This window comes from Streptomyces sp. NH27 (assembly GCF_056859195.1).
In genome coordinates this window covers 1-17,705 of record NZ_JACEGK010000024.1, presented here as the reverse complement: position 1 = coordinate 17,705, position 17,705 = coordinate 1, and the positions used below count along the sequence as shown (strand labels likewise).

13 protein-coding genes are annotated in these 17,705 nt (G+C 70.8%); 11 read left to right on the top strand and 2 right to left on the bottom strand.

The annotated features are described in order from the left end of the window. Positions 1-51 precede the first annotated feature (51 nt). Complete coding sequence (locus AC13HU_RS04090) at positions 52-1,749, top strand: MFS transporter (protein WP_483040329.1); 1,698 nt, start codon at positions 52-54, stop codon at positions 1,747-1,749. A gap of 185 nt (positions 1,750-1,934) precedes the next feature. Here AC13HU_RS04090 and AC13HU_RS04085 read toward each other — a convergent pair whose 3' ends face one another. Next, complete coding sequence (locus AC13HU_RS04085) at positions 1,935-4,523, bottom strand: MFS transporter (RefSeq protein WP_483040328.1); 2,589 nt, start codon at positions 4,521-4,523, stop codon at positions 1,935-1,937. A gap of 97 nt (positions 4,524-4,620) precedes the next feature. Next, the gene (locus AC13HU_RS04080; protein WP_483040327.1) at positions 4,621-5,064 is read right to left on the bottom strand and encodes an SRPBCC family protein; all 444 of its coding nucleotides are present in this window, start codon (positions 5,062-5,064) and stop codon (positions 4,621-4,623) included. Positions 5,065-5,260: 196 nt separating this feature from the next. Between AC13HU_RS04080 and AC13HU_RS04075 the strand changes: the two genes are divergently transcribed. The 10 genes from AC13HU_RS04075 to pssA all read left to right on the top strand — a co-directional run bounded on the left by AC13HU_RS04075 (position 5,261) and on the right by pssA (position 17,576). Beyond that, a complete protein-coding gene (locus AC13HU_RS04075; RefSeq protein ID WP_483040326.1) occupies positions 5,261-6,331 on the top strand; it encodes an Rv2578c family radical SAM protein in 1,071 nt (356 codons plus the stop codon). Between the two features lie 110 nt (positions 6,332-6,441). Continuing rightward, positions 6,442-6,882, top strand: a complete 441-nt coding sequence (locus AC13HU_RS04070; RefSeq protein WP_483040325.1) for a GNAT family N-acetyltransferase — start codon at positions 6,442-6,444, stop codon at positions 6,880-6,882. A gap of 730 nt (positions 6,883-7,612) precedes the next feature. After that, on the top strand, positions 7,613-9,346 hold the full coding sequence (locus AC13HU_RS04065) for a 3-hydroxyacyl-CoA dehydrogenase family protein (RefSeq protein WP_483040336.1): 1,734 nt from the start codon (positions 7,613-7,615) through the stop codon (positions 9,344-9,346). A gap of 162 nt (positions 9,347-9,508) precedes the next feature. After that, a complete protein-coding gene (locus AC13HU_RS04060) occupies positions 9,509-10,297 on the top strand; it encodes a TetR family transcriptional regulator (protein ID WP_483040324.1) in 789 nt (262 codons plus the stop codon). Between the two features lie 405 nt (positions 10,298-10,702). Then, positions 10,703-12,055 (top strand): crotonyl-CoA carboxylase/reductase, encoded by a 1,353-nt coding sequence (gene ccrA, locus AC13HU_RS04055; protein ID WP_483040323.1) that lies wholly within the window; start codon positions 10,703-10,705, stop codon positions 12,053-12,055. Further along, positions 12,055-14,109, top strand: a complete 2,055-nt coding sequence (locus AC13HU_RS04050; protein ID WP_483040322.1) for a methylmalonyl-CoA mutase family protein — start codon at positions 12,055-12,057, stop codon at positions 14,107-14,109. Before ccrA ends, AC13HU_RS04050 begins: the two co-directional genes overlap by 1 nt. A gap of 2 nt (positions 14,110-14,111) precedes the next feature. After that, positions 14,112-14,702, top strand: a complete 591-nt coding sequence (locus AC13HU_RS04045; RefSeq protein WP_483040335.1) for a MaoC family dehydratase — start codon at positions 14,112-14,114, stop codon at positions 14,700-14,702. Position 14,703: 1 nt separating this feature from the next. Continuing rightward, the gene (locus AC13HU_RS04040) at positions 14,704-15,918 is read left to right on the top strand and encodes an acyl-CoA dehydrogenase family protein (RefSeq protein WP_483040321.1); all 1,215 of its coding nucleotides are present in this window, start codon (positions 14,704-14,706) and stop codon (positions 15,916-15,918) included. A gap of 181 nt (positions 15,919-16,099) precedes the next feature. Continuing rightward, positions 16,100-16,747 carry a phosphatidylserine decarboxylase gene (locus tag AC13HU_RS04035; RefSeq protein ID WP_483040320.1) on the top strand — a complete coding sequence of 216 codons (648 nt, stop codon included), beginning with the start codon at positions 16,100-16,102 and terminating at the stop codon, positions 16,745-16,747. After that, the gene (gene pssA / locus AC13HU_RS04030) at positions 16,734-17,576 is read left to right on the top strand and encodes a CDP-diacylglycerol--serine O-phosphatidyltransferase (RefSeq protein ID WP_483040319.1); all 843 of its coding nucleotides are present in this window, start codon (positions 16,734-16,736) and stop codon (positions 17,574-17,576) included. Before AC13HU_RS04035 ends, pssA begins: the two co-directional genes overlap by 14 nt. Positions 17,577-17,705: the final 129 nt, after the last annotated feature.

Genomic DNA, 17,705 nt, shown 5'->3' with positions numbered 1-17,705 from the left:
CGGACGGGACCCCGGCCGGGATTCTCCGCACCCGCTACCGGAAGAGGCCACGTGACCACCTGGCAGCCCGCGCGCGTCGCTGTCGTCCGCGGACCGAGGGGCCTGCTTCGGCGGGTCGATCTGCGCCACCCGGTGGTCATCGCCACGCTGCTGGCCGCAGTACTGCACGCGGTATGGGCCCTGTACCTGGCCAAGGACTCGGGCGACATGGCCGCCCAGTACGCCTGGACCGAGTTCATAAAGGCCCACCCCGCCGCGTCGTACAACCTGTCGTGGTACGGCGGTATGCACCCGGCCTCGTACAGCATCCTGTCGCCGTACATCATGGCCGCGCTCGGGGTGCGGATGACCGGTGTGATCGCCGGAACCCTCACCGCGACGTTCTCGGCGGCGCTGCTGATGCGGGCCCGGGTGAAGCGGCCGCTGGTGCCGGTGCTGTGGACGACGTTCGCTCTTTGGGGTGATGTCGTCTCCGGGCGGGTCACCTTCGCGCTGGGCATGCTCTTCGCCGTGATCGCCACGATGCTGCTCTACCCCGTGGAGCGCGCCGCACGCAGCCGATCGCCGCGGCTGGCGCTCGCCACGGCCATGGCCGCGTTCGCCACGATGTGCAGCCCGGTCGCCGGGCTCTTCCTGCTCGTGGTGGCCGCGGCACTGTTCCTGACCGGCCGGCGCAAGGACGCGTACGTACTGGCCGCCGCGCCGCCGCTGGTGGTCGGCGCGACCTCGCTGCTGTTCCCCTTCTACGGGGTGCAGCCCTTCAAGTGGTACTTCGCGATCATCCCGTTCGCGGTGTCGGTGGCGATCGCGCTCGCGGTGCCCAAGGCGTGGAAGGCCGTCCACCTGGGCTCGTGGATATACGCGGTCGGCGTGGTGCTGACCTTCATCATCCCCTCACCGATCGGCAGCAACGTCGAACGGCTCGCGCTGCTCTACGGCGGCACCATCCTGCTGATCGTGGCGATGGCGAGCACCTGGGGCACCAAGCGGGCGCTGCTGCTGTGGCTGGCCTTCGCCGGGACCGCGTCGTGGCAGATAGCGAAACCGATAGTGGACCAGGTCACCACGTCGTCGGCGACCTCCTCCGTGCACGCGACGTCCCTCATCCACGAGTTGCGCACCCTGCGCGCCGACCGCGGCCGGGTCGAGGTGGTGCCGCTGCGCTCGCACTGGGAGGCGTCCGGCCTGTCGCCGTACGTCAACCTCGCGCGCGGCTGGAACCGGCAGGCCGACGTGGAGCGCAACCCGCTCTTCTACGACGGGACGCTGACGCCCGACACCTACCGGGACTGGCTGCGCCGCTGGAGCGTCAACTACGTGGTGCTGCCCTCGGCTCAGCCGGACGGCGCGGGCGTCGCCGAGGCGAAGCTGGTGGCAGCGGGGCAGCCCTGGATGACCGAGGTGTGGCACGACTCGGACTGGCAGGTGTATTCCGTGACGGGTGCGGACCCGATGGCGGACCCGCCGGCCGTGGTCAACCAGGCCGGGCCTGCCGACCTGACCGTCACGATGCCGAGCAGCGGGTCGGTGCTGCTGCGCATCCCGTGGTCGCCGGTACTGGGGATCGAGGGGGCCACCGACAACGACAGCGGGTGTGTCGCGCCGGACGGTGACTGGACGCGGCTGTACGCGCCCAAGGCCGGGACGTACAAGATCGGCGGGACCTACGCGTTGATCCGCGGGACGCAGTGCGACAAGGCGCAGATCCAGGACGGCACCGGCCGCGACCCCTCCTCCGGCGGAGGGTGACCCAGCGCGCAGTTCCCCGCACCCCTTGGGCGGTGGCCCTCCTTTCGCGGAGGGAGCCGCACATACTCAAGGGGCGCGGGGAACTCCCCCAGAGGGGGTACCCCCAGCGACCAGCCACCGGCAGGTGGTCCCTGGACCGACAGGACGGGGCAGCCGGGCGGGTCTGATCGGGCCGCCCGCAGGCCCTAGTCCGCGTGGCCGAGCTGGAGGTCGCGCTCGGTGCGGCCACCCCCGGCGACCTGGAGAACCGTGGCCACCGGCGGGTACCCCGCGGCGATGACCGTGTACTCACCGGCCGCGAGGTCGACGAAGCGGAAGTGGCCGTCGGGGCCGGTGGTGACGGAGTCGACGACATTGCCGGCGGCGTCGAGGAGGGTGACGCGGGCGTCCTCGACGAGACGGCCCCCGGGCGCGCGGACGATGCCGCGCAGGGACGCGCCGCCGGCGAGCTCGACGTCCTGGCGGGTCTCGCGGGACGCCTGGACGGTGACGGGGAGGGCGGTCGGGCGGTAGGCGGGCGCGCTGGCCGCGAGGGTGTACTCCCCGGCGACGAGTTCGGTGAGCGCGTAGACGCCCTCTCGGCCGCTGCGGGAGGTGGCCACGACGTCGCCGCGTACGTCGGTGAGCGTGACGATCGCGTCCCGGACCGGGGTGCCGTCAGCGGTGTGGACGGTGCCGGCCAGCCGGCCGGCGCCGCCGAGCACGACGTCGAGTTCGACCGGGTGATCGCCGACGGCGACCGCGACGGCCTGCGGCTGGTGCCCGCCGGCCGCGGCGATCAGGACGTAGCTGCCGGCGCCCGGGGTGCTCAGGGCGTACCTGCCGTCCTCGGCGGTGGCGCCGCGGCCGACCTGGCGGCCGGAGCCGTCGATGAGGGTGAGCGCGGCGCGGCCGACAGAAGTGCCGTCGGAGTGCTGGACGGTGCCGCACACCGGGACGCCGCCCTGGCCGCGCCGGGCGCCGGGCACCGCCGGGTCGGGTAGGGGGCCGCCGGGGGCGATCGTGGCGGAGGGGTTCGCGCCGTAGACGGGGTCGTGACCGGACTCGTAGGGGGGTTCGTACCCGGGGTCGTAACCGGGTTCGTACGCCGCCTGAGCGGCGGGGCCGTGCTGGGTCACCAGGGGTTTCTCCTTGAGCAGGAAGGCGATGAGGAAGCCGAGGACGAGGACCGGCACCAGGTAGAGGAAGATCCGCGGCATGGCGTCGGCGTACGCGTGCACGTATCCGTCACGCAGGGACGCGGGCAGGGTCCGGACCAGTTGGGGGGTGACCGACTCGGGGTCGGGCAGTTTCACGCCGTACGGCAGGTCGACGGCGAGCTGGTGGCTGAGGCGGTTGGCGAACAGGGTGCCGAAGACCGCGGCGCCGACGGAGCCGCCGATCTGCCGGAAGTAGTTGTTGGCGCTGGTCGCGGAGCCGATGTCGGTGGGCTGTACCGAGTTCTGCACGGCGAGCACCAGGACCGGCAGGACCAGGCCGATGCCGAGGCCGAGCACCGCCATGTAGACGCTGTACTCGGGGCGGGCGGTGTTGGCGTCCAGCCGGGACAGCAGATACATGCCGATCGCGGACAGGCCGCTGCCGAGCAGCGGGAAGACCTTGTAGCGGCCGGTGCGGCTGATGAGTTGGCCGCTGCCGATGGAGGCGACCACGACGCCGAGCATCATCGGGAGCATCAGCAGCCCGGAGCCGGTGGCGCTGGCGCCGTCGACCATCTGGAGAAACGTCGGCAGGTAGCTGGCGGCGCCGAAGAGGGCGACGCCGACCACCGCGCCGATCAGCGCGGAGGTGTTGAACACCCCGTCGCGGAACAGCCGTAGCGGGATGACGGGTTCGGCGGCGAACCGCTCCACGAGCACGAAGAGCAGCACGCACACGACGGTGCCCGCGCCGAGCCCGAGGATCTCCTTCGACCGCCAGCCGTAGGTGGAGCCGCCCCAGGTGGTCAGCAGCACCAGGCAGGTCGAGCCGACCGCCAGCAACAGGGCGCCGAGTACGTCGAGCCGGGGCCGGGCGGTGGGTTTGGGCAGCTTGAGCACCAAGCTGACCACCAGCAGGGTGACCAGGCCGAAGGGCACGTTGACGGAGAAGCACCAGCGCCAGGACGCGTGGTCGGTGAAGAAGCCGCCCAGCAGCGGCCCGGCGACCGAGGCGACACCGAAGACGGCGCCGATCAGGCCCATGTACCGGCCGCGTTCACGGGGCGGCACGATGTCGGCCATGATCGCCTGCACGCCGATCATCAGCCCGCCGCCGCCGATGCCCTGGATCGCGCGGAAGGCGATCAGCTCGTTCATGGTCTGGGACCAGGCGGCGAGCGCCGAGCCGACCACGAAGGTCAGGATCGCGAACTGGAAGACGCTCTTGCGGCCCAGCAGGTCGCCGAGCTTCCCGTAGATCGGCAGGCCGATGGTGGACGAGAGCAGATAGGCGGTGACGACCCAGGACATCCGGTCCAGGCCGTGCAGTTCGCCGACGATCTTGGGCAGGGCGGTCGCCACGATCATCTGGTCGAGGGCGGCCAGCAGCAGGGCGAGCATCAGCCCGAGGAAGACCAGCCGAAGCCGGCGTGGGGTGAGGGTGCCCGGTTCCCCCTCCGGGCCGGTGGACGGCGCCTCGGGGGGCGGCTGCGCCGCACCGCGCGCCGCGCCCTCCACCGGCCCGGCCTCGCCCAGGACTTGGTCCGGGTGAGGTTCCCCCAGTCGCTCGATCAGCGTGCCGCCACTCACTGCCGCTCCCCTCGTCACACCTGCTCCGCCACCGTCTCCCGCCATGAGGCGACAACGACGGACAGGCCGGGCAAGTCTCAGGAAGCTGGCGAAACCACCCCTATTAGTGAATGATCGCGAAACCAGGCGAGTATCGGGGGAGTTACTGCTCCACCTCCGCGGCGAGCTTGGCGAGCACCTCGTCATGGATGGCGTTGAGGCCCTTGGGGGCGAACTTCCGCTCGAAGAAGCCGCCGACGCCGGTGGCACCCTGCCACGCGGTCGCGTTGACGACCTTGCTGCGGCCCTCGCCGGCCGGGGTGACGGTCCAGGTGGTGACCATCGAGGAGTTGCGGTCGGTCTCGACGAGCTGCCCGGCGGCGGGCGCGGTGACGTCGAAGAGGCACTCGCGGACCCGCTTGCTGGTGGCCTGGAGCTTCCAGTGCACGACGGTCCCCGCACCCTCGCCGCCCTCGCGGACCTCGTACTCGCTGTACTGACCGGGCAGGACCCGGCCGCGGGTGCCGGCGTAGTCGGCCAGCGCGGCGAACACCCGCTCCGGCTCCGCCGCGACGATCCGCTCCGTGGTGGCCTCGACCAGCGCCATGACTTCTCCTCGGGTCCATGCCCCTGCGGGCATCGGGGTGTCGGGGGCGTGTACTCGCCCCCAAGAGCTTCGCCTGGGGGTACTCCCGGGCGACACACCAGCCAACCACACTAGGTTATCGAATCTGTGTTCTATTATGGTCGAAAGGGCGGCCACCGGACCGCCCGTGGGGGCCGGACGACGGAAGGAGGGCGCGATGCGCTGGGACGGGCTGAACGCCGAGGACTCCGCGGGTGCGCTCTTCGGGACCTCGGCGGTGACGACGCGGACGTTCGACACCCCTGGGTTCCGCGGCATCACCTTCCACGAGGTGCGGGCCCGCTCGATCCTCAACCGGGTACCGGGCACCTCCCGGACGAGATTCGAGTGGACGGTCAACCCGTACCGCGGCTGCTCGCACGCCTGCGTCTACTGCTTCGCCCGCAAGACGCACAGCTACCTGGAACTGGACACCGGCCACGGCTTCGACTCGCAGATCGTGGTGAAGGTCAACGCGCCGGAGCTGCTGCGCCGCGAACTGGCCGCGCCACGCTGGCAGGGCGAGCACGTCGCCATGGGCACCAACGTGGACTGCTACCAGCGGGCCGAGGGCCGCTACCAGTTGATGCCCGGCATCCTCACCGCGCTGCGCGACCGGGCGAACCCCTTCTCGATCCTCACCAAGGGCTCGCTGATCCTGCGCGACCTCGAACTGGTGCGGCAGGCCGCGCGCGTCACCGATGTGTCCATAGCGCTGTCGATCGGCTTCCTGGACGGGGAGCTGTGGCGCAGCGTGGAGCCGGGCACGCCTTCCCCCGAGACGCGACTGGCGGTCTGCCGCACCCTGAGCGAGAACGGGATACCGACCGGGGTGCTGATGGCGCCGGTGCTGCCCTTCCTCAGCGACTCCCCCGAGCAGCTGCGCGCGACGGTGCGGGCGATCGCCGCGGCCGGCGCCACCTCCGTGACCCCCCTGGTGCTGCACCTGCGGCCGGGCGCGCGGGAGTGGTACACCGCGTGGCTCCAGCAGCACCACCCCCATCTGGTGCGGCGGTACGAAGCGCTGTACGCGGGCGGTTCGTACGCGCCGAAGTGGTACCAGCGGCGGATCACCCGCCAAGTGCACGAGTTCGCGGCGGAGTTCGGCTGCGGCCCGGCCCGGCTCGGGGCGATGCGGGGGCGACCGGCACCCGAGGAAGCACCCGAGGAGGCGGTGGAGCGCTCCGCCGGGGCGCCCGGCACGGCGCCGGAGCCGGAGCCGGAAAACACACAGCTCACCTTGCTGTGAACTGCATAGAATGCAGGGCATGGTGCGGATCAGGACGATGACCGAGCAGGACGTACCGGACGTGTCGTCGATCCGGGTCCGGGGCTGGCAGCACGCATAACGCCGGGCTGGTGCCGCAGAGCCACCTCGACGCGATGGACCCGGTCGAGGACGCCGCGCAGCGGCGGGAGTGGTTCGCGCGGTCCGCGGGGCGGGTGCACAACCTGGTCGCCGAGGAGACCGCCGCCGACGGCACCGCGCCCGTGGTCGGTTGGGCGGCCTTCGGGCCGTACCGCGGCGAGGGCACCGGCGCGACGACCGGGGAGTTGTACGCGCTGTACGTACGGCCGGACCGGATCGGCACCGGCGTCGGCCGCGCGCTCATCGCGGAGGTACTCCGCCACTCGGCCGAACTCGGCCGCACCCGGCTGGCGTTGTGGGTCCTCACCGACAACGTACGGGCCCGCCGCTTCTACGCCGCCGCCGACTTCGCCTCCGACGGCGCGACCATGACCGAGCTGTACGACGGTGTCCCGGTCGAGGAGACGCGCTACACCCGCTCCCTGGCGTAGCCGCCCGAACCGGCGCCGTTCCCACCGCGGTTCGGGCGCGGTTGACCACGCCACGCGCCCTGACGCCCGCCGACCCGCCGCCTTCGGAACGCGCCCGCTGTCGGCCGGCGCCCCGAAGCGGCGCGCCACAAGGACTCTCGGCCGCCCCCGACGGGGCCCCGAGGACGTGCCGGGCGCCTCGTGCCGGGCGCGGCGCCGACCGCGTCCCGTAGGACCGGCAGCTCCCCTGGCCAGTTCCCCGCACGCCGCCGCAAGCCGCTCATCTGTCGCCGGTGGAATTCACATGCGCGAAAGACTGGCGACCAAGTTACTCGCGAGTTAAAGTCGAGGGACACGCCAGGCGGCCGGTGAACCGACCGCTCGGCGGATGCCGTTGTCGGTTCGGCACATTGCGGCGTGGCCCCGGGACAGGGTCCGCCGGCTCGCGCGGGCGCGCACACGCACCGCTTCCTGCGGTCAGGCCCGCGACTCCACTCATCCTTCTGCCGTGCGCCCGCGCGCTGCGCGGCGCGGCTCTTGCCACACCTGGAGTCACGCGATGAACCGTCCCTCCGCTTCCTCCGCTTCCTCCGCGACCGGACCGACCGGGTCAACCGGCTCGACCAACTCGACCCCCGCATCCGCCATATCCGCCGCACCCGCCGCACCCGCCGCACCCGCCGCACCCGCCGCACCCGCGACCGAACTGCCCGTCCTCCCCGCCGTGGTGGCCGTGATCGGCCTGGGCACCATGGGCACCGGCATCGCCGAGGTGCTGGCCTGCGCCGGGCACGAGGTGGTCGGCATCGACATCGACGAAGCCGCCGCCCGCCGGGCCGTCATCGCCCTGGAGACCCGCACTGCCCGCCAGGTCGAGCGCGGCCGGCTGAGCCCGGCCGAACGGGCCGACGTGCTCGCGCGGTTCCGCACCTTCCCCGAACTGCGGGCGGCCGCGGCGGCCGACCTGGTGATCGAGGTCGTCTCCGAGCGGTACGACGTCAAGCGCGAGGTGTTCACCGCGCTGGACCGTATCGCCAAGCCGGGGGCGATCCTCGCGACCGGCACCAACGCGCTGTCGGTGACGCGGCTGGCGGCGGAGACCGGGCGGCCCGACCGGGTGCTGGGCCTGCACTTCTTCGCGCCCGCGCAGGCGATGAAGCTGGTCGAGGTGGTCTCCACGGTGCTGACGGCGCCCGAGGCGACCCGCGCGGTGACCGCGCTGGTGCGCAGCCTGGGCAAGGAGCCGGTGCCGGTCGGCGACCGCGCGGGCTTCATCGCGGACGGCCTGCTGTTCGGCTACCTGAACCAGGCGGCGGCGATGTACGAGGCGCGGTATGCCACCCGGGAGGACATCGACGCGGCGATGAAGCTGGGCTGCGGGCTGCCGATGGGCCCGCTGGCGCTGCTCGACCTGGTCGGGGTGGACACCGCGACCACCGTGCTGGAGGCGATGTACGAGGCGAGCAAGGACCGGCTGCACGCACCCGCGCCGGTGCTGCGGCAACTCACGGCGGCCGGGCTGCTGGGCCGCAAGTCCGGGCGCGGCTTCTACAGTTACGAGTCCGCCGGCTCGGGCACCGTCGTGCCGGACGCCGAGACGCCTCGCGAGCGTGGCGGCGGCGCGCAGGGCCGTACCGTCCATACGGTCGGCGTGGCGGGGTCCGGCACCATGGCCACCGGCATCGCGGAGGTCTTCGCGAGGGCCGGGTTCGAGGTGGTGCTGGCGGCCAGGACGCCGGAGAAGGCGGAGCGGGCGGTGGCACGGCTGACGGCCTCCCTGGACCGCTCGGTGGCCAAGGGACGGCTCACCTCGGAGCAGCGCGACGCGGCGGTGGCACGGGTCGCGCCGACCGGGTCGTACGACGCCTTCGTGGACGCGGACCTGGTGGTCGAGGCGGTCGCGGAGGACCTGTATGTGAAGCAGGAGCTGTTCCAGGTGCTCGACAAGGTGTGCCGGCCGGGCGCGGTGCTGGCGACCACCACATCCTCGCTGCCGGTGGTGGCGATCGCGCGGGCCACCCGGCGCCCGCAGGACGTGGTGGGCCTGCACTTCTTCAACCCGGCACCGGCGATGAAGCTGGTGGAGGTGGTGCGGACCGTGCTGACCTCGGACGACGTGGTGGCGACCGCGCACGAGGTGAGCGGCGCGCTGCGCAAGCACCCGGTGGACTGCGGCGACCGGGCCGGCTTCATCGTCAACGCCCTGCTCTTCCCGTATCTGAACAACGCGGTGAAGATGGTCCAGGACCATTACGCGACCGTGGACGCGATCGACGCGGCGATGAAGCTGGGCGGCGGCTACCCGATGGGCCCGTTCGAACTCCTCGACGTGGTCGGCCTGGATGTCTCGCTGGCGATCGAGCAGGTCCTGCACGACGAGTTCCGAGACCCGGGCCTGGCCCCCGCCCCGCTGCTGGAACACCTGGTGTCGGCGGGCTGCCTCGGCCGCAAGACCGGCCGCGGCTTCCGCGAGTACGCCCGCTGAGCGGTGCGCCGCGTCTCTTCCCCTGCCTGCGGCAGCGGACTCCCGGCTTTCAACACCGGCGCTCCCGTTGGCTCGACGGCCGCACCGGCCGACGGTACGACGTCCCGGGTCCGGAAGGGCTCGCCGTCGATCATCCGCCACCGCACGTGTTACGTTCCCCGCATGCCCCAGCCTGCGAAGTCCGCCACCGACACCGCGAGTGGCCGCCGTGCGGCCGCTCAGCGCCACCGGGTACGGCAGGACCTCGCGTCGGCGGCCATGCGGCTGTTCGCGGCACAGGGGTACGAGGCCACGACCGTCGACGAGATCGCCGCGAGCGCCGGAGTGGCCCGGCGCACCTTCTTCCGGCACTTCCGGTCCAAGGAGGAGGCGATCTTCCCGGACCACGACGACACCCTGGTCCGGGTGCAGGCGGTGCTGGACTCCGCCGACCCGCACGAGCACCCGCTGGACACGGTCTGCCGGGGCATCACCGAAGTGCTGCGGATGTACGCGAACATGCCCGAGGTGTCGGTGGAGCGCTACCGGCTCACCCGCGAGGTACCCACGCTGCGGGAGCGGGAGATCGCCTCGGTGGCCCGCTACGAGCGGCTGTTCACGCGTTACCTGCTGGGCCACTTCGACGAGGGCGCGCACCGCGACGGCGACGACGACCCGTTGCTCGCCGAGGTCGCCGCCTCCGCGGTGGTCGCCGCCCACAACCACGTGCTGCGGCGCTGGCTGCGGGCGGACGGCAAGGGCGACGTGGAGGCGCAGCTCGAGCACGCCTTCGACGTGATCAAGGCGACCTTCGGGACCGGCATCGGGGCGGGGCGGATACCGTCCCGGGCCGGCACCGTCAGCGCCACGGCCGTCTCGCGGCAGGGCGAGGTGGTGGTCGCGGTGGCCCGTACGGACGCCTCCCCCGCGGAGATCCTGCGCAGCATCGAGGAGGCGCTGCGCAAGGCGTAGCGCCCGTCCGCCCCCGCTCCGACCGTCCAACCCCGCTCCCCCGTACATCGACCGCTGACACGGCCGCCCGGCGCCATCCGGGCGGCCGTTCGCGTCGCTGGCGTGGCCGCTCGCGTCGCGGGTGCGGCGGTAGCGGCGGGTGGCGTTCGCGTTGCTCGTCTGTGCCGCCGGGGTGACACTTGAGAGAAATTGATGGCACGCAGTGTCTTTACGACTGGCACGCAGTGCCATACCGTATGCGTAGTCCGGGCACCTGTCCCCCAGGCCCGGCCGGGAAACTCATCTGTTCGCCGAACCGACGACGGCACCTCCATCCCATCGACACCGCGTTCCCTGATCGAGCGTTGCCGCAGAACGTGCAGAACGTACAGAAACGCGCTGAACGCTTCGCCGGAGGCGAGTCACATGACGACGAGTTCCACGAAGGAAGTCCTGGACGCGATCCAGGCACCGGAGGCCACCGCCGCCGACTTCGCGGCCATGCCGCTGCCCGCGTCCTACCGGGCCATCACCGTGCACAAGGACGAGGCGGAGATGTTCGCCGGGCTGGAGTCCCGCGACAAGGACCCGCGCGTCTCGCTGCACCTGGACGACGTGCCGGTGCCCGAACTCGGCCCGGGCGAGGCCCTGGTCGCGGTCATGGCCAGCTCGGTCAACTACAACTCGGTGTGGACCTCGATCTTCGAGCCGGTCTCCACCTTCGCCTTCCTGGAGCGCTACGGCCGCCTGTCGCCGCTCGCCGGGCGGCACGACCTGCCGTACCACGTGATCGGCTCCGATCTGTCGGGCGTGGTGCTGCGCACCGGACCGGGCGTGAACAAGTGGCACCCCGGCGACCGGGTGGTGGCGCACTGCCTGAGCGTGGAACTGGAGTCCGCCGACGGGCACAACGACACGATGCTCGACCCGGAACAGCGGATCTGGGGCTTCGAGACGAACTTCGGCGGGCTGGCGGAGATCGCACTGGTCAAGTCGAACCAGTTGATGCCCAAGCCCGCGCACCTGACCTGGGAGGAGGCCGCCGCACCCGGACTGGTCAACTCCACCGCCTACCGGCAACTGGTCTCCCGCAACGGCGCCGACATGAAGCAGGGCGACAACGTGCTGATCTGGGGCGCGAGCGGCGGACTCGGCTCGTATGCCACGCAGTTCGCGCTGGCCGGCGGCGCCAACCCGGTCTGCGTGGTGAGCAGCCCGCGGAAGGCGGAGATCTGCCGGCGAATGGGCGCCGAGGCGATCATCGACCGCTCGGCCGAGGGGTACCGGTTCTGGAAGGACGAGCACCATCAGGACCCGCGCGAGTGGAAGCGATTCGGCGCCCGTATCCGGGAGTTGACCGGCGGCGAGGACGTCGACATCGTCTTCGAGCACCCCGGCCGCGAGACGTTCGGCGCGTCGGTCTACGTCACCCGCAAGGGCGGCACCATCGTCACCTGCGCCTCCACCAGCGGCTACACGCACGAGTACGACAACCGCTACCTGTGGATGAGCCTCAAACGCATCGTCGGCTCGCACTTCGCCAACTACCGTGAGGCGTGGGAGGCCAACCGCCTGGTCGCCAAGGGCAGGATCCACCCCACCCTGTCACGCACCTACACCCTGGAGGAGACCGGCCAGGCTGCCTACGATGTGCACCGCAATCTTCACCAGGGCAAGGTCGGCGTGCTGGCGCTCTCCCCGCGAGAGGGCCTGGGAGTCACCGATCCCGAGCTGCGTGAGCACCACCTGCCGGCCATCAACCGTTTCAAGGATGCGTGATGACGGACGGCCAGAAACTGCAGGGCAGCCCAGCGAGTACGGCGCCCACGGCGAGCGAGCACAAAAGGAAGCGGGACCGGCCGTGGCTGATGCGCACCTACGCCGGGCACTCCACCGCCGAAGCGTCCAACGCGCTGTACCGGCGGAACCTGGAGAAGGGACAGACCGGGCTGTCGGTTGCGTTCGACCTGCCGACCCAGACCGGCTACGACCCGGACCACGTGCTGGCGCTCGGCGAGGTGGGCCGGGTCGGGGTGCCGGTGTCCCATCTGGGCGACATGCGGCGGCTGTTCCAGGACATCCCGCTGGAGCGCATGAACACCTCGATGACGATCAACGCCACCGCGATGTGGATGCTCGCACTCCTCCAGGTGGTCGCCGAGGAGCAGGGCGCCGACATCACCACCCTGCAGGGCACCACGCAGAACGACATCGTCAAGGAGTACCTGTCCCGCGGCACCCATGTCTTCCCGCCCGGCCCCTCGCTGCGGCTGACCACGGACATGATCACGTACACGGTCAAGCACATCCCGAAGTGGAACCCGATCAACATCTGCAGCTACCACCTCCAGGAGGCCGGGGCCACCCCGGTCCAGGAGGTCGCCTACGCGATGTCCACCGCGATCGCCGTGCTGGACGCGGTGTTCGCCTCCGGGCAGATCCCGCAGGAGCGGCGCGGCGACGTGGTCGCGCGGATCTCGTTCTTCGTGAACGCGGGCGTGCGGTTCGTCGAGGAGATGTGCAAGATGCGCGCCTTCGGCCGGATCTGGGACACCATCACCCGCGAGCGGTACGGCGTCCAGGACCCGAAGCAGCGCCGCTTCCGCTACGGCGTGCAGGTCAACTCGCTGGGCCTGACCGAGGCGCAGCCGGAGAACAACATCCAGCGGATAGTGCTGGAGATGCTGGCCGTCACGCTGTCGAAGGACGCCCGCGCCCGCGCGGTGCAACTCCCGGCGTGGAACGAGGCGTTGGGCCTGCCCCGGCCCTGGGACCAGCAGTGGAGCCTGCGTATCCAGCAGGTGTTGGCGCACGAGAGCGACCTGCTGGAGTACGACGACATCTTCGCCGGCAGCCATGTGATCGAGGCGAAGGTCGCCGAACTGGTCGGGCAGGCGACCGCGGAGATGGCGCACATCGCCGAACTGGGCGGGGTGATGGACGCGGTGGAGTCCGGCTACCTCAAGTCGCAACTGGTGGCCTCGCACGCGGAGCGGCGGGCCAGGATCGAGTCCGGCGAGGAGAAGATCGTCGGCGTCAACGTCTACGAGTCCACCGAACCCAACCCGCTCACCGCTGACCTGGACCGGGCGATCATGACGGTGGACCCGGCGGGCGAGGCCCGCGTGGTGGCCGCGCTGCACGACTGGCGGGTCGCCCGTGACCAGCCGCGGGCCGACAGGGCACTCGTCGAGTTGCGGGCCGCCGCGGCCGGCGCCGGGAACCTGATGCCCCCCACCCTGGAGTGCGCGCGGGCCGGGGTGACCACCGGCGAGTGGTCATCGGCGCTGCGCGACATCTTCGGCGAGTTCCGCGCCCCGACCGGGGTGAGCGGCGCGCCGGTCGCGGTCACCGCCGAAGCGGGCAGCGAACTGGCCGACGTACGGCGGAAGGTCGCGGCGACCGCGGCGGAACTGGGCGACGGGCGGCTGCGGTTGCTGGTCGGCAAGCCGGGCCTGGACGGGCACTCCAACGGCGCCGAGCAGATCGCGGTACGCGCCCGCGACGCCGGCTTCGAGGTGGTCTACCAGGGGATCAGGCTGACCCCCGAGCAGATCGTCTCCGCGGCGGTCGCCGAGGACGTGCACTGCGTGGGTCTGTCCATCCTGTCCGGGTCGCACGCGGCGCTGGTGCCGGACGTGCTCGGCCGGCTGCGGCGGGCCGGGGTGGACGACGTGCCGGTGGTGGTCGGCGGCATCATCCCGGCCGCGGACGCGGCGGAACTGCGCGCGGCCGGTGTGGCGGCCGTCTTCACGCCGAAGGACTTCGGTATCACCGGGATCATCGGCCGGATCGTGGACGAGATCCGGCGAGCGAACAAGCTGGAGGTATGACTGTGCAGTTCGGGCGCACCTACGAGGAGTTCGAGATCGGTGCGATCTACAAGCACTGGCCCGGCAAGACGGTCACCGAGTACGACGACCACCTCTTCTGCCTCCTCACCATGAACCACCACCCGCTCCACATGGACGCGAACTACGCGGAGAACACCACGGACTTCGGCCGCAACGTGGTGGTCGGCAACTACGTCTACTCGCTGCTGCTGGGCATGTCCGTGCCCGACGTGTCGGGGAAGGCGATCGCCAACCTGGAGATCGAGTCGCTGCGGCACGTGGCGCCGACGTTCCACGGCGACACGATCTACGGCGAGACGACCGTGCTCGACAAGCGGCCGTCGAAGTCGAAGGACGACCGCGGCATCGTCGAGGTGGAGACCCGCGGCCACAAGCAGGACGGCACCCTGGTCTGCGTCTTCCGCCGCAAGGTGATGGTGCCGACCGCCGCGTACATCAAGGAGCGCGGCGGCGAGCAGCCCGGCCGCCCCGAACCCGCCACCACGGCGACCACGACCGGCACCGCGACTACGACTGCGACTACGACCGCGACCGGCACCGCCGCCGGCACCGACTCCCGGGGAGGGAAGTGACATGGTCGACCGCCTCGCGCAGACCGATGGCCTGACCGACATCCAGCAGGAGATCCTCGCGACGGTGCGCTCCTTCGTGAACAAGGAGATCCTGCCGGTCGCCACCGAGTTGGAGCACCGCGACGAGTACCCGACCGACATCGTCGCGGGCCTGAAGGAACTCGGCATCTTCGGCCTGATGATCCCCGAGGAGTACGGCGGGCTCGGCGAGTCGCTGCTGACGTACGCGCTCACCGTGGAGGAGATCGCCCGCGGCTGGATGAGCGTGTCCGGCATCATCAACACGCATTTCATCGTCGCCTACATGATCCAACAGCACGGCACGCAGGAGCAGAAGGACTACTTCCTGCCGAAGATGGCGACCGGCGACGTACGCGGAGCGTTCTCGATGTCGGAGCCGGGGCTCGGTTCCGACGTGTCCGCGATCCGCACCAAGGCGGTCCGCGAGGGCGACGCGTACGTCATCAACGGGCAGAAGATGTGGCTCACCAACGGCGGCACGGCGAACCTCGTGGCCGTGCTGTGCCGCACCGACGAGGGGCAGCCGCAGGACGCGCCGGCGCACCGGTCGATGACCACCTTCCTGATCGAGAAGGAGCCCGGCTTCGGCCCGAACCCGAAAGTCTCCGGGCTCACCGTGCCCGGCAAGATCGAGAAGATGGGTTATAAGGGCGTCGACACCACCGAGCTGATCCTGGAGGACGTCCGCGTTCCGGCGGACCGGGTGCTCGGCGGGGGCAGCGGCCGCGGCTTCTACCAGATGATGGACGGCGTCGAAGTGGGCCGGGTGAACGTCGCCGCACGCGGCTGCGGAGTCGCCCGCAGGGCCTTTGAGCTGGGCATCTCCTATGCACAGCAGCGGCACACGTTCGGGAAGCCGATCGCCGAGCACCAGGCGATCCAGTTCAAGCTGGCCGAGATGGCCACCAAGGTCGAGGCCGCCCACCAGCTCATGGTGAACGCCGCCCGCAAGAAGGACTCCGGCGAGCGGAACGACCTTGAGGCGGGCATGGCCAAATACCTCGCCTCCGAGTACTGCAAGGAGGTCGTGGAGGACGCCTTCCGCATCCACGGCGGTTACGGCTTCTCCAAGGAATACGAGATCGAGCGGCTGTACCGCGAGGCGCCCATGCTGCTGATCGGCGAAGGGACCGCCGAGATCCAGAAAATGATCATCGGGCGGCGGCTGTTGGAGGAGTACCGTGTCCAAGGTTGATTGTCCGCGTTCACGGTGGTTTTACTGAGATGAGAGTCACACTACGTCGAGACCGGGGCCGCGGGAACCAGCCATCGACTCGCCCATCAGCTTGCCGAGTTGCCGGTGTCAGCCGATACCATCAATGAAAGCCGCCGTCCCCTGAAGCATTTCGCGGCACCCTCCGCTACGAAGGTCTTCCATGCCCCACAGCCAATCCTCTGCACCTCGCCGCCGGGTCGGCCTCGCGCGCGGAGCGTCGCCGTGGCTCCTCCCGACCGCGGCCACAGCGGCGGTCAGCGTGCTGCGCGCCCGCCGCTCCGGACGCTGGGCGGCGGTGGCCGTCCCCGCCACCGTCCTCACGGCCGGCATGCTGTGGTTCTTCCGCGACCCCGAGCGGAAGATCACCGAGGACGGGGTGGTCTCCCCCGCCGACGGCGTGGTCCAGAGCGTCATGCCGTGGAAGGACGGGCGCACCCGCGTCGCGATCTTCATGAGCCCGTTGAACGTCCACGTCAACCGCGCCCCGCTGAGCGGCACGGTCACCTCCGTCGAGCACATCCCCGGCGGATTCGTCCCGGCGTTCAACAAGGAGAGCGAGAACAACGAGCGGGTGGTCTGGCACTTCGACACCGAGATCGGTGACGTCGAGGTGATCCAGATCGCCGGCGCGGTGGCCCGGCGGATCGTGCCGTACGTGCCCCGCGGCTGCAAGGTCGAGCAGGGCGAACGGATCGGGCTGATCCGGTTCGGCTCCCGGGTGGACGTCTACCTGCCGGAAGGCGTGGGCTCCGCGGTCGAGGTCGGCGAGACCATGACGGCTGGGGTGACGCGCCTTGACCGTGACTGAGCACGAGACACACAGCAACTGGGTCAGCGAGATCGAGGAGCAGGACGACGACCTGCCCCTGTCGACCCGGCTCTCGATCGCCGACGCGCTGACTCTCGGCAACGCGATCTGCGGCTTCATGGCCGTCTACTTCACCACCACCGGCGTGCTCGTCCCGCACCTGATGGGCAACGGCGACAGCGCGATGTCCAAGCACAGCGCGGCCAACGCGGTGACGCTGATGCTGATGGCGTCGGTCTTCGACCTCTTCGACGGGCTGGTCGCACGCAAGCTGCGCAGTTCGGCGATGGGCGCCGAGCTGGACAATCTCTCCGACCTGATCAGCTTCGGGCTCGCCCCTGCCTACTTCGTCGTCGTGTGGGGCATCGTCTCCGACGACGCGCACGGCAAGGTGGCCGCGGCCGCGGCGGTTCTCGTCGTCCTCGCGGTGGTGCTGCGGCTGGCCCGCTTCTCCTGCACCACGCTGCGCGACGGGGTCTTCCAGGGCATGCCCAGTCCCTTCGGGGCGATGACCGTGGTCTCCCTGGTCCTGCTGGAGCTGCCCTTCCTGCCCACGGTGATCGCGATCGTCGGGGTGGCCTGGCTGATGGTGAGCCGGGTCGAGTACCCCAAGCCGCGCGGGCGGCTCGCTCTGATCACCTTCTGCTGGACCCTGGTCAGCATGGGTTGCCTCGCCGCCTGGACCCTCAACATCCCCGGCGGTCACCAGCTCCTCCAGGCGGGCTGCGCCCTCCAGTGCGTGGCCGCGGCCACGATTCCCGGGTTCGCGACCACCCGCCGCGTCAACACGATGCGGGCCAACCGTCGCGAGCGCGCGACTGCGCGGTAACCGGACCCCCCGGGTTTCCCCGTCCTGCCGGTTACGGGACCACCTGTCAGTGGGTGGCTTGTCGCGCAGTTCCCCGCGCCCCTTGGTTTGTGGCCCTCCTTTCGCGGAGGAGCCGCACAATCTCAGGGG